This window comes from Pontibacter flavimaris (assembly GCF_001907195.1).
GTDB classification, from domain to species: domain Bacteria; phylum Bacteroidota; class Bacteroidia; order Cytophagales; family Hymenobacteraceae; genus Pontibacter; species Pontibacter flavimaris.
Map to the genome: position 1 here is coordinate 246,709 of NZ_LVWA01000012.1, position 19,783 is coordinate 266,491.

At 54.8% G+C, this 19,783-nt stretch carries 16 protein-coding genes; 1 reads left to right on the forward strand and 15 read right to left on the reverse strand.

What is annotated here, in order from left to right; genetic code table 11:
* Window positions 1-106 precede the first annotated feature (106 nt).
* From A3841_RS18695 to A3841_RS18730, 7 genes are all read right to left on the reverse strand, one after another.
* Window positions 107-625 carry a hypothetical protein gene (locus A3841_RS18695; RefSeq protein ID WP_073854739.1) on the reverse strand — a complete coding sequence of 173 codons (519 nt, stop codon included), beginning with the start codon at window positions 623-625 and terminating at the stop codon, window positions 107-109.
* A gap of 11 nt (window positions 626-636) precedes the next feature.
* The gene (locus A3841_RS18700; RefSeq protein WP_073854741.1) at window positions 637-1,791 is read right to left on the reverse strand and encodes a zinc-dependent alcohol dehydrogenase; all 1,155 of its coding nucleotides are present in this window, start codon (window positions 1,789-1,791) and stop codon (window positions 637-639) included.
* 298 nt (window positions 1,792-2,089) lie between these two features.
* Entirely contained in the window at window positions 2,090-2,770 is a 681-nt protein-coding gene (locus A3841_RS18705; protein ID WP_073854743.1) for an ABC transporter ATP-binding protein, read from the reverse strand.
* Between the two features lie 102 nt (window positions 2,771-2,872).
* Window positions 2,873-4,132 (reverse strand): ABC transporter permease, encoded by a 1,260-nt coding sequence (locus tag A3841_RS18710; RefSeq protein ID WP_073854745.1) that lies wholly within the window; start codon window positions 4,130-4,132, stop codon window positions 2,873-2,875.
* Window positions 4,129-5,211 (reverse strand): efflux RND transporter periplasmic adaptor subunit, encoded by a 1,083-nt coding sequence (locus A3841_RS18715; protein WP_073854993.1) that lies wholly within the window; start codon window positions 5,209-5,211, stop codon window positions 4,129-4,131. Before A3841_RS18715 ends, A3841_RS18710 begins: the two co-directional genes overlap by 4 nt.
* Window positions 5,212-5,958: 747 nt before the next feature.
* Complete coding sequence (locus A3841_RS18725; RefSeq protein ID WP_073854749.1) at window positions 5,959-6,384, reverse strand: DoxX family protein; 426 nt, start codon at window positions 6,382-6,384, stop codon at window positions 5,959-5,961.
* A 174-nt stretch (window positions 6,385-6,558) separates the two neighbouring features.
* Window positions 6,559-9,729, reverse strand: a complete 3,171-nt coding sequence (locus A3841_RS18730) for an AsmA family protein (protein ID WP_139308016.1) — start codon at window positions 9,727-9,729, stop codon at window positions 6,559-6,561.
* 299 nt (window positions 9,730-10,028) lie between these two features.
* Between A3841_RS18730 and A3841_RS18735 the strand changes: the two genes are divergently transcribed.
* Window positions 10,029-10,361 (forward strand): hypothetical protein, encoded by a 333-nt coding sequence (locus A3841_RS18735; protein WP_073854753.1) that lies wholly within the window; start codon window positions 10,029-10,031, stop codon window positions 10,359-10,361.
* A gap of 84 nt (window positions 10,362-10,445) precedes the next feature.
* Here the strand turns inward: A3841_RS18735 and dacB are convergent, their stop codons facing one another.
* The 8 genes from dacB to A3841_RS18775 form a co-directional block, all read right to left on the reverse strand.
* On the reverse strand, window positions 10,446-11,840 hold the full coding sequence (gene dacB / locus A3841_RS18740) for a D-alanyl-D-alanine carboxypeptidase/D-alanyl-D-alanine endopeptidase (RefSeq protein WP_073854755.1): 1,395 nt from the start codon (window positions 11,838-11,840) through the stop codon (window positions 10,446-10,448).
* A 661-nt stretch (window positions 11,841-12,501) separates the two neighbouring features.
* Complete coding sequence (locus tag A3841_RS18745) at window positions 12,502-13,185, reverse strand: hypothetical protein (RefSeq protein ID WP_073854757.1); 684 nt, start codon at window positions 13,183-13,185, stop codon at window positions 12,502-12,504.
* A 93-nt stretch (window positions 13,186-13,278) separates the two neighbouring features.
* Window positions 13,279-13,836: a DUF1543 domain-containing protein gene (locus tag A3841_RS18750; protein ID WP_073854759.1), complete on the reverse strand. Its 558-nt coding sequence runs from the start codon at window positions 13,834-13,836 to the stop codon at window positions 13,279-13,281.
* A gap of 79 nt (window positions 13,837-13,915) precedes the next feature.
* Window positions 13,916-14,731, reverse strand: coding sequence for a DUF4097 family beta strand repeat-containing protein (locus A3841_RS18755; protein ID WP_073854761.1), 816 nt, complete (start codon window positions 14,729-14,731; stop codon window positions 13,916-13,918).
* Between the two features lie 44 nt (window positions 14,732-14,775).
* A complete protein-coding gene (locus A3841_RS18760; protein ID WP_073854763.1) occupies window positions 14,776-15,645 on the reverse strand; it encodes a DUF4097 family beta strand repeat-containing protein in 870 nt (289 codons plus the stop codon).
* Between the two features lie 6 nt (window positions 15,646-15,651).
* A complete protein-coding gene (locus A3841_RS18765; protein WP_073854765.1) occupies window positions 15,652-16,461 on the reverse strand; it encodes a HEAT repeat domain-containing protein in 810 nt (269 codons plus the stop codon).
* Entirely contained in the window at window positions 16,458-17,024 is a 567-nt protein-coding gene (locus tag A3841_RS18770) for an RNA polymerase sigma factor (RefSeq protein ID WP_083610435.1), read from the reverse strand. Before A3841_RS18770 ends, A3841_RS18765 begins: the two co-directional genes overlap by 4 nt.
* 171 nt (window positions 17,025-17,195) lie before the next feature.
* Window positions 17,196-19,688: a TonB-dependent receptor gene (locus A3841_RS18775; protein ID WP_073854769.1), complete on the reverse strand. Its 2,493-nt coding sequence runs from the start codon at window positions 19,686-19,688 to the stop codon at window positions 17,196-17,198.
* Window positions 19,689-19,783: the final 95 nt, after the last annotated feature.

The window sequence follows — 19,783 nt, forward strand, 5'->3', positions numbered from 1 at the left end:
ACAGCGCAGTTGCAAAATCAAAAGCGTAACGAAGGAAGTATAAAAGGAAAATCCACCAGGACTTATGGCACCTGGTGGATTTTCCTCTATTCAACCTTGGGGAGATTTAGCGGTCCATCAACTGATAGAACCACTTCTTCCTGTTCTTCTCTCCTGCACACATCAACACGATAGCCCCCACTACGGCAGCCCCCACGGCTGCGCGCACGGCCAGGCCGCTGCGGTTGTGATCCCAGTCGGCGGAGTATCCTTTCTCCGAGAATATATTCGGCACTTTGCCTCCGGCCACATCCTCGATCAGTCCTTCCACCACATTCACGCGGTCGGCCACCAGGAGCGGGAGCCAGTGCAGATAGCTGTTCTCGCTGTACTTAAAGGCAAACCGGCGAATCATGCCGCTCAGACCGCTTGGCGGCATTGCCGTGCCGAACACAGCTGACACGTTAGGCCGCTCAATGGAGTGCAGCACCTCCATGGTAATGGGCTGCTGCGGGGGCCGCTCCCAGGTATAGCCTTTATGCTCCTCGTTGGTGCGGTGCTTCATGGGGTAAGTGGGATCATTCTTCGGATCAGCGTCTATCCCCCAGCCATTTATATGCGAATAGTCTTTTGCTTGTTCTTCCATGATAGTTTGTTTTACATGTTAGCTGATGGTGGAATAAGAACCGGTTTAATGCAGTTGTCTAATTTCTCAGAGAACATGCGGTAGGCATCTGCCACTTCCTCCAGCGGCACGCGGTGCGTGATGAGCAGTTTCGGGTTGATGATGCCCTTCTGCACGTGATCGATCAGGCGCGGCAGCAGGCGCTTGACAGAGGCCTGGTTTGCCCGGATGGTAAGGCCCTTGTTCAGCACGTTGCCGATCGGCACCAGGTTATCGGTAGGCCCGTACACGCCCACAATCGAGACAATGCCGCCCTTCTTTACTGAGTTGATGGCCCAGTGCAGCGCCGTGGCCGAGCCTGCCTGCAAGAGCAACTTACGGCCGGTGATGGTTTGCAGCACGTTACCGGCAGCCTCCGCCCCAACGGCATCAATGCAGACATCAGCGCCTAACCAGTCCGTGGTCTTCTTTATAAACACCACCGGGTCGTCCATTTCCTCAAAGTTATAGGCCTCGCACTGCGAGTAGTTGCGCGCAAACTCCAGCCGGTACTCTTCTTTGTCGATCACGATCACGCGGCCAGCCCCGAAGAGCCAGGAGCACTTGGCGGCCATAATCCCGATAGGGCCCGCCCCAAAAACCACCACGGTATCGCCTTTCTGTATCCCCGCCATTTCGGCGGCCTGGTAGCCGGTCGGCACCACGTCGGTCAGCATAACGGCATCATCCCAGTCCATGCCTTCGGGCAGCACGGTTGGCCCCACATCGGCATAAGGCACGCGCACGTATTCGGCCTGGCCGCCATTGTAGCCGCCGGCTGTGTGCGAGTAACCATAAATGGCTCCTACCGCCGTGGCCTGCGAGTTAGCTTCGTGGCAGTTGCCGTAGAGTTCCTGCTTGCAGAAGGCGCACCTGCCGCAGGAAATGTTAAAGGGCACGATGACTTTATCGCCCACTTTCAGTTTCTGCACATCCTCGCCGATCTCTTCCACAATGCCCACAAACTCATGCCCGAAGGTAGAGCCCACGCGGGTATCGGGCACGTTGCCGTTGTAGAGGTGGAGGTCAGAGCCGCAGATGCAGGAGCGGATTACCCGAACGATGGCATCTTCCGGATGCAGGATTTCGGGTATGGGTTTGTGGTCGATGCGGACCCGCTTGGGTCCCCGGTAGTTCATTGCCAGCATAAGTTTGTTTTCAGTTTACATTACATTCATCTTGGTTCAGGTACGCTTCCAGCCTTAAAACCTTTCTTTCAAAGCAGATACAGGTTCCAATAGCTTGGATATGTAGATACTTGTATGCAGCCCCAAAGTTTCAAAAATGGCATTTTTATCAGACAGCGCTATATTTAAAAAGTGCTATAAAGTATGGAAAACCTGGTGTGCGGAAAGTAGGGGAAAAGAGTGGGGAACAGCTGCCTAACATATAAGCGCACCACAAGCAGGCAAGTATAAACGGGGGGATAAGGCTTATTTCTACCGATTAACTCCGGATGATCCTGCCATCCTCCATTTCGATGATGCGGCCGCTGCGTTCGGCAAAGCTTTGGTCGTGGGTAACGATGAGCAGGGTCTGGTTGTGCACCTCCGTCAGTTCCTTGAAGATCTCAAACACGATCTCGCTGTTGCGCACATCCAGGTTGCCGGTCGGTTCATCGCCCATCAGGATCAGCGGGTCGTTGATGAGGGCACGGGCTATGGCCACGCGCTGCTTCTCGCCACCCGAAATCTTATAGGCCTTGTTCTTTGCCAGGTGCCCGATGCCCAGCATTCCCAGCCGTTCCATGGCGCGGTGCTCCACTTCCTGCGCGCTATACTTTGCCAGTTTCATGCCGGGCAGCATCACGTTCTCCAGCACTGTAAACTCGTTGAGCAGGTAATGGAACTGGAACACAAAGCCGATCTTCTCGTTGCGCACGCGGGCCAGTTCCACGTCACTCCGGCCCGTCATCAGTTCCTGGTCCAGCAGCAGCTTGCCCTGGTAATCGGTATCCATAGTGGAGAGGATGTAGAGTAACGTGGACTTGCCGCTCCCCGATTTACCGATCACCGACACAAACTCGCCCTTCTGCACCGAAAAGCTAATATCCGTCAGCACCTGCACCGTTACCGGGTCATGGAATTCCTTGCTGATCTGCTTTGCCTCAAGTATGATGTCGTGCATGGTATGCCTGTGTCGGGTGCTGTAAAGTATAAAGTATAAATAATTTCTCTTCGCGTGTTATGCCATATCCAAGGTGACCAAAACCATTCTTAACCCTCCCCCTTACTTCCCTCTGATAATCTCCACCGGATCTACTTTGCTGGCCTTGCGGGCCGGGAAGAAGCCTGCAAAGTAAGTGGTGATCAGCGAGAAAGAAGCACCGATAAAGTAAAACATCGGGTTATAGTTAATCGGATACGTCTTAATGGTTGGCAGCGCAGCGGTGTCGAACGGAATGTTGTCGATGATGATGGAGAAAACAAAGCCGAAGAGCAAGCCCACCAACCCACCAAAGAAACCTATACTTAAGGCTATGAGCAGGAAGATACGGTTCACGTCGTTGCCTGAGAAACCGGTGGCTTTCAGGATGGCGATCGAGTCCATCTTCTCGTAGATCATCATGTTCAGGATGTTGAAGATGCCGAAGCCCGCCACGATAAGCAGCACGATGCCCACCGCGTAAGAAATGATGGAGCGCACGCTGCTACCGGTCTCGAACTGCGCATTGGCTGTCTGGATATCCTCGGCATCGATGTCGAACAACTGCTCATACTCTTTTGCCACGGCAGGCGCCATGTCCAGTTCGTGCAGCTTTACCTGTATGTCGGTGATGTAGTTGGCTGGTTTGCCCAGCAGTTTCTGCGTCGTGCTGATGGAGGCATAGCTCTGCACCTTATCAATCTCCTGGATGCCGGACTGAAAATAGCCCACCACCTTGAGCGGTATGCGCTCGCCCTGTATAGTGGTCACCTGTACTACATCGCCTATATCCGCGACCAGGATATCGGCCAGGCCTTTGCCAAGTATAATGCTGTTGGCCACGTTCTTGGCGTCAATGGCATTCCCGGCCGTCACGTAATCCCGGAAGTTGAACAGCCTGCTTTCCTCCTCCACGTCCACCCCGTTTATCACACCCGTAATCTCAATGGTGCCCTCGTTAAAAAACACTTGCGCCGTGAGTTTGGGTGTAGCGCCCAGCACCCGCGCATCGTCTTTTACAGCCTGCAGAATGGGGCCGCTGTTGTAGATCTCCTGCCGCGAAATCCCGGACTTGACCGAACTGATAAAGTTGTAGGAATCTTGGTATTCGGCAGCTGCATTTACCGGCTGGTTTTCGCTGGGCTTTATCTCGTTGTAGAGGCGCACGTGCGGGGTGCGGTTCAGTATAAGGCCGTCGAGCAGGTCGTTGAGGCCGTTCATGAAGCCGAGCAGCGTGATAAACATGGCAATACTGAACGCAACCCCCACGGCGGCCACCAGCGTTTGGCGCCAGCGGGCCAGCAGCAGCGATTTTGCTATGCCGTATATGAGCCTGGTGTTCATCTGGCTGGCTTCAGTAGCACGTCTTCCTGTGTAATGCCTTCCAGTATCTCCACTTTCTGGTAGTCTTTCAGGCCTGTCTTAACGGGTACTTTCTCCTCGTTTTCCGTTAGCACAAATGCCCCGTCCACTAAGTACTCGCGGGGGATAAGGAGCGCATCCTTTTTGGTCTGGATGAGGATGTTGGCTTCGGTGGTGAGGTTCGGGAACAGGGCCGGCGGCGTGGTGACAAAGCTGGCCTCCACGGTAAAGGAGCGGGTTCGCTCGTTCATGGCCGGGTTCACTTTGTATACTTTGCCCTCAAACACCTGCCCTTTGTAGCTGTCCAGGTTCAGCAGCACTTTCTGGCCCGGCTTTACGCGGGCAATATCATACTCATCCACCTGCAGCTCCAGTACAAACTCGTCGGCATCGCCCACCACCGCCACCGGCGTCTGCGGACTCACCAGTTCCCCCTCCTCTTTCAGCACGCTGTATACTTTGCCGTCGGTTTCACTCCGGATCGTGTAATCCTCCGATAGGGTCTCGCTAATCTGCAGGTTTTTCTGCGATTGGCGGGCCGCAAAGTCAAGTTGCTTTTTAAGGTCGTTGTAGCGAAGTATGGCCGATTTGTAGGCGGTAGCGGAATTTTTATAGTTCAGCTCCAGCTGCTCCAGCTGTACCTTTGTCCCGATCTGGTTGGCCCATAGGTTGCGTTGCCGCACCAGCAGCAGCGAGTCATTCGCCTTTTTGCTCCGGGCCAGGTCGATGGCTGCGCGCAGCTCGTTCAGCTTTTCGGAGTTGGCGCTCACGCGGGCGTACTCGGCGGCGATCCGGGCGTTTTCGGTGCTCAGGCGGGCGGCTTCGTTGTCGAGCCTGAAAAGCGGATCGCCTTTCTTCACCACGTCGCCCTCGGTAACCAGGATATCCAGAATCACACCGCTCACCGTCGGAAAAACCTGGTACTGGCTGCGGCTCTTCACCACCCCCGAGGCATACACCGATTCCGTGATGTCCGCTACCGTTGGCTGCGTTTTTTCCTCCTTGCCGGAGCAGGCGGCAAGCAGGAACAGCATCAGGGTAATAAGAAAGTATGGCTTCATGGGCGCCATCCGGCTTTTGAGGGAGCTACAGCAAGGGAAGTGTTGGAGGATCATAGGCGGCCTTTGCAGGTACAAAACCTTATACCTGTCTGTTTTCTGGTAACGTTACAAATGTACGTTATTCGCAGTATGGAGGCATGCTGAAAAGTAATTTTGGTTCAGCCTGTTTTGCCCGCGCCAGCCAATCGTTCCACACCCCGAAAACCCGGTAAAACAGAAACCGTCCCATACGGTCATTCTATTAGTTTGCAGGACTTCGGGAGGGTATACAGGATCAAGGATACCACGAGAAGCAAACCTATTGACCGGGAACCGTTTTATACTTTGCTTACAGAGCCGGAGGAGAAAGCAGGGAAAGAAGAAATGGGGAATCGCTGATCAGGCTTAGGGACCGGCTATCGAAAACATCGTCAGGAAAACGCCTTTGGCCATACTTACCATCGGTTGATTTGTGGCTTAAATGAGCCCGGCGCCTGTTCTGCCAGACAACATCCAGCCCAATTGCCTTGCCAGCGATGAAGGTGCGCTCCCAAAGTATAAGACAGAGGATGCAAGTATAAAATAACATCGTTATACTTTATGAGCATCTAAAGGCCTTACCCGCTTCGCTTCAGACATACTTTTCCCGTACCCCTGCGTCACCTACAGGGGCTGTCCTTCTTTCTATCACGGCACTATACTTGTCTGCTGCACAGCAGTTTAGTTGGCACTAAAGTTTCTGCAGCTTCCTGTACCAAGTATAGATCGCTATACTACCCGATGGTGGTTTTCGGCGCCGGTCCGCACGCCACTATGCCTGGCGGCATCTACGCTCCAGATGCCGGAGCCCCGCGCGACCATGTAAAGGAAAAGAAAGCAGTACAGCACGGCCAGCTCGCCCTGGTTCTGGATGGGCCACGAAGCCTGCGGGGCATGGGCCATAAAATAAGCTACCAGCATCTCGACGCTCGCAATAAGGGCGACCCAGCTGGTCAGAAAACCGAAAGCGATCATGAGTCCGGCTACCAGTTCTATAGTACCGGCCAACCCCATCAGCGAAGCCAGTTCCACAGTGTCGCCGTCTCCCGGCCAACCGAACAATTTCTGCGTGCCATGCATGGCAAACAGCAGGCCGGCCACAATGCGCAGCAGTGCATAGAGCTGCGGGCTGTAATTACCTAAAAATCTTTCCATAGTTGTTTAGTTAACATAAGACTATAACAAGCACATAACGATTTGTCAGGCAAATATTTACACAGCACTATAAACGTAGTTCCAAGTAATAAGTTAAAGAAGCAGCCACCTTGCCAGCACCTCCCCGGGGATAGGAGTTTCAATGCGGCCAGGGATTAATAAAGGAGGCCGGAGTTACTTGACTTCGGTAAAGCTGGTATCGATCTGGTAATGCCGCAGCACATCTAAAAACTCGTTGCGGAGCACAAGCGAGATATCCTCCCGCTCCTTTCGGTTACTCAGCTTTACCTCATACTTGTCCTGTTCGCGCACCAGCAGCAGGTGCTGTTTGCTCAGGTTATCCTTCAGGGACAAAGAGTCTTCCCGTATTTTTTCGATGCGGCGCTCGTTATTTCCGAACAGGATATTCAGCACACTTACATCCAGGCTCAGGTTGGCGCCGCCGTTCATGGTGTAGTCTCCCCGCAGCTCAAAGTCCGACAGGTTGTTATTCAGGCTGAAACCGGGCGCAACGAACTTGTTCTTGTAAAGCACGAAGTCTGCCCCCACATCCTCAAAAAACAGGTGTCCGGTGCGTTCTTTCCGCATAAATCCAAGCGCCTCCTGTATCGGCTTCACATCGATCAGCTCCAGGTCGCGGAAGGTAGCCCTGGAGTAGGCTACGGTTCTGTCGAAGCTCGGTGTAAAGGTCTGGTCCAGTTTGGTGTGGACTGTCACAAAGCAATCAGCAGTTCCTTTGATGTTCTGGCTGCTGAGCACGTCCAGCTCCATCTGTTCCGCAAAGGCAAACAACTGCTCCAGGTCGATATCCTGCACCTGCGCCTTCAGCCTGACAGGGATGGTGTCGGAAGGCTCGTTGAGGAACATGACGCCATGCGCGTAAATCGTTCCTCCGAAGGTATTCAGGTAGAGCTCGTCCAGCTGGGCCTGCTCCCGGTTCATCCGGGCATCGAAAGCCAGGTTGGTCCCGCTCAGGTATTCATACTTCAGTTCCTGCGCCTTCACGTGCAGGCCCAGGTCGTAGACCTTCTCATTGAGCTTCTCTTTTTCATTTGTCCTGGCCGGAGCAGCCCCTGGCTCCTGAGGCGGAAGAAGCGTTTTGAGCGCCGCCATGTTCTGCATAAAAGCCTGCAGGTCCAGAAAGCCATATTGCATGGTTACATCCAGGTAGGGCCTGGTCAGGCTTGAGTTGATCAGGTAGAAGCCGCCGTACGCGCTTGCCGCACCGCCTTTTGAGGTACGAAAGCGCATGTCCTGCATCATGATGTGACTCTTGCTTTTTTGCAGCTGCACCGTTAGATCTTCCAGGTCCTCCGCCCCCGGCAGGTTTATCCGCCCAACCCGCAGGGTAACTTTTGCCTTCTGCAAGGGCAGCACATAAGTCATCCAATTGCCTGTTGCAGCAGTGGGCTTTTTAGTTCCCGCTGAGCCGGCCAAAGAGTTCACCTGCTTCATACTGGTCAGATCCAGGGTGTCGAGTCGGGCCGATAGCTGCAGGTCGGCAGCATATAACTGCCTGCTGTCGTTCGGCGCCACCACGCTTCCACTGACCGCTACTTCCTGTGTTGCCAGGGCTATGTTCGAGAGAGTCAGTTGCCGCCCATTGCTGCGGAGCCTGCCCCGCATGTTTTGCACGGAGGTGGACTGTAGCTCCAGTTGCTGGCAGGCCAAACGCATGTTCAGCCGCAGAAAAGGAGGAAGTATAGTTGTGGCGGCTTCCCCAGCGGCAGCCACCGCACCGGGAGGTGCAGCGGGCCCATTTTCCGGCTTCAGCTTTATCCAGTTTGTCTTTACCTGTTTCAGCAGGACAGCCCCATCCACGGAAACCGTGGGGTGCTGGCCCAGCAGGTAGTTCATCGCATACTTCATGGATCCCTCTATCCTGAATGGCTCCCCTCCCAGCTTGCCGGCCAGTTGGTGTAGCCGCAGCTCATTGCCCGCCAGCCTGGCCTCGCCGTTCACCTCAGTGCAGGGCACCGTAAGTTTTGCCGGCTGGAAGCCGACCTCATGCAGGCTGATCACCCCTTGCCACTGCAGGTCCTGCTTCGGCTGGCGGCCCTCGCTGGCATGCAGGTTGCCTTTAATAGCTACGTTACCGGCCAGCGTGCCCCGTGGCAACGATATGTAATCCGGGGGCAGCACCTGGGCCAGGCTATCCAATGTATAGCGCCCGCTGAGTTGGGCATCAATGTAGGGCCTGGTAAAGTTGGTGATCCTGGCTTTGAGTTGCAGGCTGTCGCTGCCGGTGCGGGCCGACAAGCGGTGCAGTGTAAAGGAGCTGGACTCCGGGGAGCGCTGCGGGCCATTGTCCAGTTGCCCGGCGATCTGAATCTGCGACAGCGTGATGCGGCTGGTGGGCCAGTGCAGCATGCCGTTCTCAAGGTCAAAGTATAGCCTGCTTCGGGGGCGCTGTTTGGGGCTGGAGTGACCGGCCAGGTGGTAGTGCAGCTTTACGCGGCCATCGCTCTCCACCTGCTTCAGCAACGGGATCGACCGCACGGAGGCCATCTGGTTCAGGAGAAAGAAAAAAGGCTGGTACCCTTTAAAATGAAGGTCCAGTTCAGAGCCAATACCAGAAGTGGACTTTTGGTGTGTGCCCGAGATCAGCACCTCGTTTCCGTTAAGTATAGCCCGGCTATTCTGTATCCTGCCCTGTTTCTTCCGCAGGTCGAATGTATAAGAAGCATCAGCAGTGAATTCCCTATCCCGGAACAGGTGCAGGTCGCGGCTGGAGATGTGGTTGATCCTGCCCGCCAGCTTGCCTTTCAGCTCCAGCATGTTATCCTGCACGCGGGCAGCCAGTTCGGAGTCGAGCAACTGCAGGGAGAAGGCACTTTGCTTGAAGTGGTTCTCGCTCAGTAGCCTGGCATTCCGGATAACGACCTTCTGGATGCTTAGTGAAAAAGCATCTGAACCGGAGGATTCTTTTTTATTCCTCTTAAAAGAAAGGCTGATCTTGTTTCCGGCCGAGTCTATCCGCTGGTGAAAAGACACGCCCTCCAGATACACCTCGCTGACCCGGATGCCGCCGTAGGAGGACTGAAATAGGGGAAGCTGTACTTCGGCATACTTTACCCCCAGCACCTGCAGGGGAGCGGTGTGCGAGGTATCCACTAAAGAGAAGTTGGTGAGGGAAATGGTAATGTCAGGAAAGTTCTTCCAGCTGGACACCTCTGTTTGGAAGGGACCGAAAGCTAAACCGGTTTCGCTGGCAATTTTTGCCTTTATATAGGCCGGTGCTTTCTCCTGGTAGAATGAGGGTAGCAATAGCAATGCTGCCAGAACGAAAAGTATAATCAGTCCCGGAATCAGCAGGAGGAATTTAACCAAGGGGTGCCATCTCATAACCTACACTCAACAGCCTCTACGGAAGAAATTTCCTCCATTAGCTTATCCTTAAACTCATCTTTTAAAAGAAAGTTCTAAGGCACGCAGCTACCCCGAAAACTTGTACCACACAGCAGGCCGCTGCCCTTGGCGACTTGTGGTATTCCTCCTGTTTTCGCCTCCTATTTGTGGGCGCACCCCGCTTTGCTGTTGGCCTGGTTTGTACTCTTTTCTTAACCCTTCCCTCCTACTCTGCCGTACAACTAACGTACCCGATCGGGTAGATGAACGATGTGTTACACTAAAGAAAACAAACGATGAGCAGCAACAACAGAAATATCCCGGAGGACCCTAATTCAAGAAAAGGCGAAGGCGTGAGCGGGCTGGGCAAGGGCAAGCAGACCGGCCCGGTGGCTGGCGGTGCCGACAACACACGCGGTGAGAATAAGCCCAGCCGTGAAGGCAGTAGCGGTGGCGCCAAGCAAGGCAAGGACCGGCCAAACCAGGACAGTCCGCAGGGCTCGAATGCCAACTTAACCACTACCTCACGCGGGGCTGATAGCACCGACAAGGAGTTCCGCAACAACCAGCCGAACGCCAGTACGCTGAAAAGCCACAAGAGCAACGAGGACATTAAAAAACGCGGCTAAAGCCTGGTAACGTACAAGTATAAACGCCAGCGCCCCTGCAGTGAGCAGGGGCGCTGGCGTTTATACTTGTACTTCGGCAAGCGGCTATTTCAACTCATCGAGCACTTTATACATCTTTTTTACCAGCGCAGAGGCCGAGCCGTTGTAGTTGTTGACCAGGAAAGAGAACACATACTCCTGCCCGTCCGCACTTTTGTGATAGCCGCAGAAGCCCTTCACGCCACGAATAGTACCACTCTTTATTTTCATGCCGTTAAAGACCGGCAGCGAAGCGTAGAGGCCATTATACCAAGGCTGCGAGCGGGCGTGCTGCAACAGCTGCACCTGCGCGTGGGTGGTCACCCGGTTCAGCGGCGAGAGGCCGGAGCCGTCCACCATACTTAATTCTGTTTCCGGAACGCCCCGCTGCTTCCAGAAGGCGCGGATCTCCTTCAGGCCGTTGCTGGTCTGGCTGTCGGGGGTGTTTTGGGCGGCAATGGTTTTCACGAGCGCCTCGCCATAGAGGTTGATACTTTTGCGGTTAAACCAATAGATGATGCTGTCGAGCGGCGGGGAGGTGATGGTATGGAACACGGTATAGCCATTTTGCGGGAGCGCTGTGTGCTGTTCCACCGGCTGCTTCGGCAGCTTTATTTTTAGCATTTGCAGGGTATCCGACAGGGTGGCAACAAACTGACGCGCGGCCGAAGGCAAGGCTCCGGAGATCTTAAAGCTGCTTTCGTTTACCGGGATGGTGCCCCGGATGGTGGCAGCCGAGGTGCTGAGCGGGAAATAGATGTAGGCGTTGTCGCCGGTGCCGGCCGCAGCGGCAGTAAGCTCGGAGTGCAGCGAATAGCCATTCAGGGTAGGTACCGTTTTTACGATGGCCACCGGGTCGCCTATTTTTGCACCCGATTGAAGTATAACATCATACTGGTTTTCGCGCCAGTTCAGCTTGGCTGGTCCCGCGCCGTAGTAGTTGGCAATGTCCTGCCACATCCAGCCGTCGGGCACCGTTTCGTCGTTCCAGCCCTCGTTGGCTACCAGCACCTTGCCAAAACTCTTTATACCTGTTTTTTGGATGGATTTGGTGAGTTCCTGCAGCACCACATTATCCTTTGTTTCGGGCCAGCGCCAGCTACCCAACGTGGGGTCACCGCTCGGAAGGATGAGCAGCTCTGCCGGCCCCTTGCCCTTGCGGTAGGCAAACTTAGTTTCATACTTGAAGTCGGTGCCCAGCAGTTCATAGGCGCTGATGCTGGTGATGAGCTTCATGGTGGAGGCGGGCGCCAGGCCTATCCGGCTGTTCTTGTCGAAGATGACCTTACCGGTTTTGGCGTCGGTGATATAGAGCGAGGAAATGGCGTTCTGCAGCTGCGGGTCCTGCTCAAAGGCCTGGTAGGCCGCGGCCACTTTCTCCGGCACCGTCTGCGCCCAGGCGAAAGCATGGATGAGCAACAGGGCCAGCGTGAGGGTGATTTTCTGGTTGAGGCGATTCATAGCCAAAATTTAAGTATTTCAGCAGACTTATACTTGCCAGGCTATAAAGATTCTTGATTTAGCTGTGCAAAGTATGAAACGAAGTATAGCCGTTAGGTGCTCCTCCCGAAGTCAAGTATAAAGTATAAGCTGTAGTTAACTACTTCTAATAAAGGTGTAAACCCACCCCTCTGAGGAAAGGAATCGGAGAACGATTCACATTCCCCTGCCCCCTTCAAAGGGGGACTTAGCTTCAAGTATAATTCCCCTCCTCGGAGGGGTTAGGGATGGATTAATCGCAACTTAGGTTATAAAGTACAGCCTGTCCGTTACACGTTGTTGGTCAGAAGACGCAACAACGGCGTGAGGTATTGCAGGTGCAGCCAGAACTTCCCTTCATTTAACTTTTTGCCCTCGCTCACCTCCGGCGAGTGTGGGTTATCAGGTGGCGTCCCGCCACGTTATGCAGCAAGTATAATGTGTAGGTGAAGGAAAACTAACGTGGCCAGAGGCCGATAGATACATCACACTCGCCAGAGGCGAGCGAGGGCTGCTTTATCACATTCAGATCATTGGGTTCCAGCATGAAAGTATAAACCGCTGCAAAAGTATAAAGCAGCAAAAAGCGCAGCCGCCAAAGTATAAACTGGCGGCTGCGCTTTCCGATAACGTATAAACAGGTTTACCAGTCCTGCCCGCTGTTGAAGCGGTTGCGCTCGGTGTAGCTGCGATTTCCTTCCCAATCCCTGTCGCGGTTTCCACGAAGACTGCGCATGCGGTCCTCATCGCGGTTGTTATAGCCGGTAGAACCATAGCCAGTACCCCGGAAATCCTCGTAGCCACGGTCGTAGCCAGAACTGCGGTAACCCTGGTAGCTGTCGTCGTAATGGCCGGGGTTGTTGCGGTGGCGATCCCGGTCCCGGCTTCCTTCGTTTATGTAGCCCCCGTCGCTGCTGCGCCCAAAGCTGTCGCTAAAGCGCTGGTCGCGGTTGTGGTAATGCCTGGAGTCGCCGTAGGCATCGTACTGCCGGCTCTCATCCCAGCCCCGGTCGTGCTGCGTGATGCGCGGCCCCTGCTGGCCCGACAGGCCATAGTAGGAGTGTCCGTAAGCAGAGCCTCCGCCCTCGTAGCTGCCGCCTTCGCCGTAGCGGGTGCCATGGCTCATGTCGCCGTAAGCACGGGCTGCGTTGGTAGTATATTCTCCGCGTCGGCGCTCGTCTCGGGCGTACATGCCGCTCCCATAGTCGCCTTCCGGGTTGTGGCGGGATAAACTGTTTCGGTTACCGGTCAGCGGGTTGCCATGCTCGTCGAAATCGGCATAGTGGTTCTTGCGCTGGGGGTTGTCGTTTTCATAGTGTCTGTCCATTGCGTCAGTCGGTTTTAAGTTAAAAACACTTCCCTTACTAACGCAGCCGACTTATACTTGTTCCCCTAACCAGGCTCCGGTTTATACTTTGCCCTACAGCTTGTGCAGCTGGAAATAGCCCAGATGCAGCTCGTCTTCAGTCATACTTTCAAAGGGAGTCACCTGCAGTTTATACTTCTGTCTTACGGCCTCGGGCAGAATGTCCTGCACCTCGAAAAGCTCGTCCACATCCACCCCATACTTATCGTCGATGTGCGAGGTGGCCCCTGTAAAACCGGTATGTTTATAGAAGGCTGTTTGCTTGGCCTGCTGCACGGCCCCGGCGGTGTTCTCGGCCACGGCCAGCATTTTATAGTGAAACTCATCGAACTCGCCGGGTTTGTAGCCGCCCAGGTTAAGGAAGAACAACTTTTCTGCTGCCTCGGAGGCTTCTTCCCGAGGCACCACTTTGATGGCATAGCCGTTCACGTGCGTTACTTCGCGCCAGGCGTCCACGTGGATCTTGTCCTTGGCCTCGGGCCAGAAGGCTTTGATCTCGGGCACCAGGTCTTTGATGGTTTCGGCCACGCTGAAGAACATGTCGTGCTGCTCGGTGTTTCTGCCGGGGGGCCGACAGCCCAGCATCAGCATAAAAAGTTTGGGTGTTTGCATGGCGCAAGATAAAAAGAAGCAAGCTATCAACGTATAGCTTGCTTCTGTAAGTATAATCCCAAAGTATAAACCAGGCCGTTTACTTGCTCTTGCGGATGTAGATGTTGCCGTTCATACTTTTGACCATGATCTCGGCACCGCCACCGTTTACCTTACCGGTCACAAAGTCGGCTGTGCTCACCCGGTACACGCCGCCCTCTGTTCTGGCTCCTTTCGCCTGGCCTTGTTTGGCCTCCCGCACCATGTTAAAGTCCGTGTAAATCTCGCCTCTGTCGGAGTTGAGTTTGGCGTTGAATTTGGAGTTGGCCGGCAGGGTGATGTCCACGTTTCCGTTTAAGGTGGAGAAAGCCATCGGCGATTTGCTATCCCACCGGATAAAATTGGCTTTGATCGTGCCGTTCACCGTATTGGCCAGCGCGTTGCCCGACACGTTTTCCAGTTTGATGGACCCGTTCACGTTGTCGATTTCCAGGTTGCCGTTTACGTTGCGTACCGTAATATCCCCGCGGCTCACGCTGGAGAGGGTGAGGTTGAAGTTCTGGGGCACCTGTATCTCCAGGTTCACCGACCTGTTCATCGCCTCGGAGTTCACCTCTACGCGGTTGTTCTGCTCGGTCACGGTGAGTCCCATGCTATTGTTGGCAATGCGCCTCAGCCCGCCCGCTTCTTCCTTTGGTTGCGCTTTAGAGGCTCTTTCTTCCATTTGGGCCCGTATCACCACGTCCTTGCCCTTGGTGCCGGTCACCTGGATGGAGCCGGAGAACAGACTTACTTCCATCGAGCCAGCATCATTGGGGCGGGTTAGGGGTACGACGATCTCTTCCGTGTTGCCTCCCTGGGCAAAGACGTGTGCGCTCAGGGCCAGCAGGATCAGTATAAAAAGGCTGCGTTTCATTTTTGTTTGATAAGAATATTAAAGTATGATTTGGTCTATGGGGCTTAGCCCCTTTTCTTCACGGTCGCTTTGCCGTTAAAGGTCTTCAGTTCGATAAGGGCTGCCCCGGTGCCTGTTTTAAAGGAGGAGGCCTTGCCCAGCTTAAAGGTGGTTTTGGCGCCGTCGGAGCTACTCACCTTCTCTACCTTCGGGGCCAGCTTTTGCAGGTCCTCCAGGTCGGTGTAGAAATCCCCGTTGAAGGAGCTGAAGCTGATGGTGGCTGAAAGTGCTTTCTGATACAGCAGCTCGATGTTACCGTTGAGCGTCTCCAGCCTGGCCTGCTTTTTTGGGTTCTCGCGGTAACTCACCACCACGTTGCCGTTGATGGTTTTGGCATCCACCGCCGCGGCCACGTTCTCCAGCAGGATCGGCCCGTTGATGTTGGAGGCCTGGATATAATCTGCTGTGAGGTTGGTGATCTTGATATCGCCGTTGTTGATGGTGATGACGGATAGGTTGGTGTTTTGCGGCACCTTTACCGTGAAGTTGTGCGTGAAACCATACTCCAGTTTCCGATCAATATTGATCCCGTTGCCTTTGTTGCCCGTCCGGTGTGACTGAATGTAAGGCGCTTTGAGGTAGCTGATGATACTGTCGCCGCTCACGGCAAACTCCAGGCTCAGCTCTTTGGCTTTCTCCAGGCCATCCGCTGTTTTGGGCCGGATGATGCGCTCCACTTCGAAAAGGACTTTGTCGCCCTTGTAGGTTTCCACGTGCACGTAGCCGTCGATGTTTTCAATTTTGACCACGTTTCCGGGGGCGTTGCGGTTAAAGCGCAGTTCCCGCACAATTTTCTCGGTCTGGTTTTGCGCCAAGGCTCCTGCATTGCTTAGCACCACCAGCAACAACAGGATCAGGGATGTTTTCTTTTTCATAGTTTTTTAGATGAGGACTTTTATACTTTCCTTGATTTTAGCTTTCACCAGCTCGTTTGTCTTTTTATCCTGCAGCAACTGCCGGAGCTGTGGCACGGCGTTGCGCTCCTGCAGAGCCTGCATCAGGTCGGCCAGCGCCACCTGCACCATCGGGGAGTCCTGCTGGTTGATGGAAAGGATCAGCCGCTCGCGCACCTGCGGGTTGTCAGTGTGTTTTCTCAGGGCTTCCACGGCGGCCAGGCGCACGTTCACGTTCGGGTCGTGGTTGAGGGAGTTAAACAGCGCGTCCAGCACTTTCGCGTCAGCATCCGAAATCTCGCCGGAGATATTCACGGCCCGGAGGCGGTCTACCGCTGCCGGCTGCTCAATCAGGGTGGTGAACAGGACTTGCTTCATCTGGTTCAGCTCCGCGGCCAGCTGAAGCGTATCCGTTTGCTGCTGCTGGCCAGGCGCAAAGGCAAGCCAGGCAGCAAAGAATCCAAAAGCAAATACCACCAACGTATAAGCCAGCCGCAGCGGACTCAGCAGCGTCTGCAGGCCCTGCCACAGATCGCCCCAGGTATACTGCTGCTGTTTGGCCTGCCGCTCTTCGGCCATTTTGGTGGCCAGCATGCTGTTAAACTTAGCCTGCAGCCCTGGTCCTGGCTCCGGCTCGGGCAATGCCTGCAGCCCGGAGAAGGCCGCCTGCAGGGCCTGCAGCTCTTCCTCGGGCACCTGGCCGGTTTGTACCAGCGCCTCGAGCTCCTGCCGCTCCGCCTCGCTTAGGTTTCCTTCCAAATAATCGAGCAGCAGCTCCTGATATCTTTCCGTGTTCATATGTTTATCCCTTTCGCTTGTAGTTTGGTGAAGACCTCCCGCAAATCGTTAATGGCCCGGAAGACTTTTACCTTCACATTGGTTTCGGTGCAGCCCTGCAGCGCGGCGATGTCTTTATACTTGAGGCCTTGTAGCTTGGTAAGCAGCAGCAGCTCTTTCTTTTCGTGGCTCAGGTGGTCGAGGGCCAGTTCCATGAGCTGCAGGTGCTCCTCTTTCTGCAGAGCCTCCTCCGGCACCGACAGTTCCGCGAGCGCATCCTGCTGCTGCTCCAGGTCGGTGCTCACGCCGGCACGTTTGGTCTTCTTCACATGGTCGGCCAGCACGTTGCGGGCCAGGTGGTAGAGCCAGGTAGAGAACTTGCCATCGCCCCGGAACGTGTGCTTATACTTGAGCACACGCTCAAACACATCCTGCACCAGGTCCTCGCTCAGGGCTGCGTTGCGCGTGAGCCGGAAATAGAAGCCATACAGGCTTTTGCCATACCGCTCGAAGAGCAGGCCCAGCCTGGCAAGGTTTCCCTCCTTTACCTGGAGCATCAAGGCATTATCTGATAGTTGTTCCAAATGATCAGATGTGGTTTTGGTCTTCAATATAGGAAACTTCGATTTCGGGAAAGGTTACAGCCTTGCAGGTAGTTTTTTTGAGGAGCAAGTACTTTGCTGGTGTCCGGTATAAAAAGCAAAGGGGACTCAGAAAGTCCCACTTGCACTTTAAACTTAAAACACAATGCTTTTTTATCCGCCGGTGCGGTTCAACTCTTCCAGGTTGTTGCGCTTACGCTCCTCCAGTTTCGCGCCTCTGCTAAACTTGTAGCGCAGCGTAAAGCCGATGTTGCGCTGCCGGAAATACTGGTCCCAATCACTCACATTGCCTTCGCCCACATCAGCCGAAACAATCAGGTGCTGGGTATGGAAAATGTCGTTCGCATTCAGGCTCACATCCAGCTTCTCTTCCATAAAGCTCTTTTTAAGGCCCACATTCACCCACCAGCGGGGATCCACGTGGTAGAGGGCGTAGGCAGCCGGTCCCTGGTAGGTGCCGTTGATCTCCGCTTTCAGCTTCCAGGGCAGCAGGATGGTGTGGTTGGACTGCAGCATGTAGAATACCTGCTCGTTGAGGACCTGCTGCTTGTCCACGATGGTGTTATACTCGTCGTAGGCGATGAGCAGCGTATTGTTCGTATCCCAGTTTTTCGAAATCTTAACGGGCACTATGGCCGTCATACTCAGGTTTTTGGCATCGTCCACGTTGCCAATGGTGTAAATGGTGGTGGAGGTCTCAGGATCAATCAGGGCTATCTCTGAGATCACGTCCTGCTCGTGCTGGTAGCTGAGCGCCAGGCTGTAGTTTTTCTTGTAGGTCTGCGTGATACCGAAGGAGTGAGTGTACTGCGGCCGCAGGTTCGGGTTGCCAAGCCAATAGGTATAAGGGTCGCGGTAGGCGAAGAAGGGGTTCAGGGAACCGTAATTGGGGCGGTAGATGCGGCGGCTGTAGTTGTAGTTCAGCTCGTAGTTCTCGTTCACCTTCTGCTTGAGGAAAAGGCTCGGGAACAGATCCAGGTAACTGCGCTTCTTCTCGCTCCCCTTCATCGTCAGCGACTCCCCCTCCGACACCGTCTGCTCGGCCCGTAGGCCGGCCTGCAGGCTGAAACGCTCCCCAAGCTTGCTGTTCCAGTTCACGTAGGCGGCGTAGATGTTTTCGTCATAGATAAAGTGGTTGGTGCGCTTCATGTCCGGCACGGGCACGTCGCCGTTGTTAAAAAAGAAGCGGGAGTCGGCGTCGGAGGCCACGCTGCTGGCCTTCAGGCCCAGTTCCAACTTGCGGTCTTTGGAGAGAGCTTTCGTAAAATCGACTTTCGCAGAGAGGATGTCGAACCCGCTGGGCGTTTCGGTAAAGAGGAAATCCTGCGTGGCCGGACCTCCGTCCGCCAGGTTGTAAAAGTAGTTATAGAAGTAGGCGTCTCCCCGGTTGCGAATCTTTACCAGGTCCAGGTCGGCGCTGAGCTGCGTGCCCAGCGTATCGAATTTACCCAGGTAGTGCACGTTGCCGGTATAGTTGGTAAAGCGGTTTTCCCGGAAGTTATCCGCATCGATAAACTGCGTCGGCTGCCCCGGTGCGTCGCCCAGGTACGTCTCCGTCAGAAAGTCTGCGTTCAGCTTGTTGGTCACAAAGTAGCCCATCACCCCCACGCTGTGGCGCTCGTCTATACTATAGTCGGTGCCCAGGCGCACCGCGGGAGGCCCTTGTACCTTATAGTTTTCGATGGCCACCTGGTCAAAGTATACGGATTCCTCGGCTCCTTTAAACACGCGGTCAAACGTGGAGTTACGCCCTCCCACGCGGCGGGCCGCATCCAGGTTCAGGAAGGAGTTCCAGTTGCCGGTTTTGTGGTTGAGTGCGGCCCCGCCCGTGTAGCCATACTGCTTGCCATTGTAGGTCGCACCCGTGTACACACTGCCGTTCACGCCCTGTTGCGTATTCTTTTTCAGGTTGATGTTCAGGATGCCGGAGGAGCCCTGCGCGTCATACTTGGCCGAGGGGTTGGTAATGATCTCGATGTTACGGATGTTCTCAGCCGGCATTCCTTCCAGCAAAGAGCGCAGGTCGCGGGCCGAAAGGTAGGTGAGCTTGCCGTCTACCATCACGGTGACCCCGCTGCGGCCGTTCAGCTGGATGTTGCCTTCCTGATCGATGAACACGCCGGGAGAGGTGGACAGCACATCGTAGGCCGTTCTGCCGGCAGCCAGTGCCGTGCCCTCGATGCTGACTACCAAGCGGTCGGCCTCCTGCGTGATGGTAGGTCGCAGCGCCTGCACCTGCACTTCCTTCAGGGTAGTGGCACCGGACACCGCCAACTTCACGCTGCCCACCGCTACCTGCGGCTTATCCGCCGTCAGGCTAACCTGCCGGATGGTTTTGGGCGCGTACCCGATGAAGCTAAAGGTCAGGTCGTATTGCCCCAGGCCAAGGCCGGAAAGTATAAAGTTGCCTTTACCGTCGGTGAGGGTGCCGTTCACTGCCTGCGTGGTGCCCTGTTGCAGCAGCGCGACCGTGGCATACTCCAGCGGTTTTCCGGTCAGCGAGTCTACCAGGGTGCCGGAGATGGAACCAGTTGCCTGCGGATTGGTTCTAGCTGGCTGCTGGCTGTTATCCTGCGCCCAGGCCTCCGTGCAAAAGCTGAGCAAAAGGCATAGTAAACCCGGCAAAAAGAGTTCTCTTTTTTTCATAGTTTTTTAGTTAGATGTGTTAGGATGCCTGACCTCGCAGCGAAGAGTGTATTCTTGGGCTAAAGACACAGGCAGAGCGCAATGGTTGCACCTGC

What these genes read in the sequence shown, in the direction of transcription:
- A3841_RS18775 (WP_073854769.1), bottom strand. Translation starts at nt 19,688, where the DNA reads ATGAAAAAAAGAGAACTCTTTTTGCCGGGTTTACTATGCCTTTTGCTC.
- dacB (WP_073854755.1), bottom strand. Translation starts at nt 11,840, where the DNA reads ATGAATCGCCTCAACCAGAAAATCACCCTCACGCTGGCCCTGTTGCTC.
- A3841_RS18705 (WP_073854743.1), bottom strand. Translation starts at nt 2,770, where the DNA reads ATGCACGACATCATACTTGAGGCAAAGCAGATCAGCAAGGAATTCCAT.
- A3841_RS18695 (WP_073854739.1), bottom strand. Translation starts at nt 625, where the DNA reads ATGGAAGAACAAGCAAAAGACTATTCGCATATAAATGGCTGGGGGATA.
- A3841_RS18765 (WP_073854765.1), bottom strand. Translation starts at nt 16,461, where the DNA reads ATGAACACGGAAAGATATCAGGAGCTGCTGCTCGATTATTTGGAAGGA.
- A3841_RS18710 (WP_073854745.1), bottom strand. Translation starts at nt 4,132, where the DNA reads ATGAACACCAGGCTCATATACGGCATAGCAAAATCGCTGCTGCTGGCC.
- A3841_RS18725 (WP_073854749.1), bottom strand. Translation starts at nt 6,384, where the DNA reads ATGGAAAGATTTTTAGGTAATTACAGCCCGCAGCTCTATGCACTGCTG.
- A3841_RS18730 (WP_139308016.1), bottom strand. Translation starts at nt 9,729, where the DNA reads ATGAGATGGCACCCCTTGGTTAAATTCCTCCTGCTGATTCCGGGACTG.
- A3841_RS18700 (WP_073854741.1), bottom strand. Translation starts at nt 1,791, where the DNA reads ATGCTGGCAATGAACTACCGGGGACCCAAGCGGGTCCGCATCGACCAC.
- A3841_RS18755 (WP_073854761.1), bottom strand. Translation starts at nt 14,731, where the DNA reads ATGAAACGCAGCCTTTTTATACTGATCCTGCTGGCCCTGAGCGCACAC.
- A3841_RS18735 (WP_073854753.1), top strand. Translation starts at nt 10,029, where the DNA reads ATGAGCAGCAACAACAGAAATATCCCGGAGGACCCTAATTCAAGAAAA.
- A3841_RS18750 (WP_073854759.1), bottom strand. Translation starts at nt 13,836, where the DNA reads ATGCAAACACCCAAACTTTTTATGCTGATGCTGGGCTGTCGGCCCCCC.
- A3841_RS18760 (WP_073854763.1), bottom strand. Translation starts at nt 15,645, where the DNA reads ATGAAAAAGAAAACATCCCTGATCCTGTTGTTGCTGGTGGTGCTAAGC.
- A3841_RS18745 (WP_073854757.1), bottom strand. Translation starts at nt 13,185, where the DNA reads ATGGACAGACACTATGAAAACGACAACCCCCAGCGCAAGAACCACTAT.
- A3841_RS18715 (WP_073854993.1), bottom strand. Translation starts at nt 5,211, where the DNA reads ATGAAGCCATACTTTCTTATTACCCTGATGCTGTTCCTGCTTGCCGCC.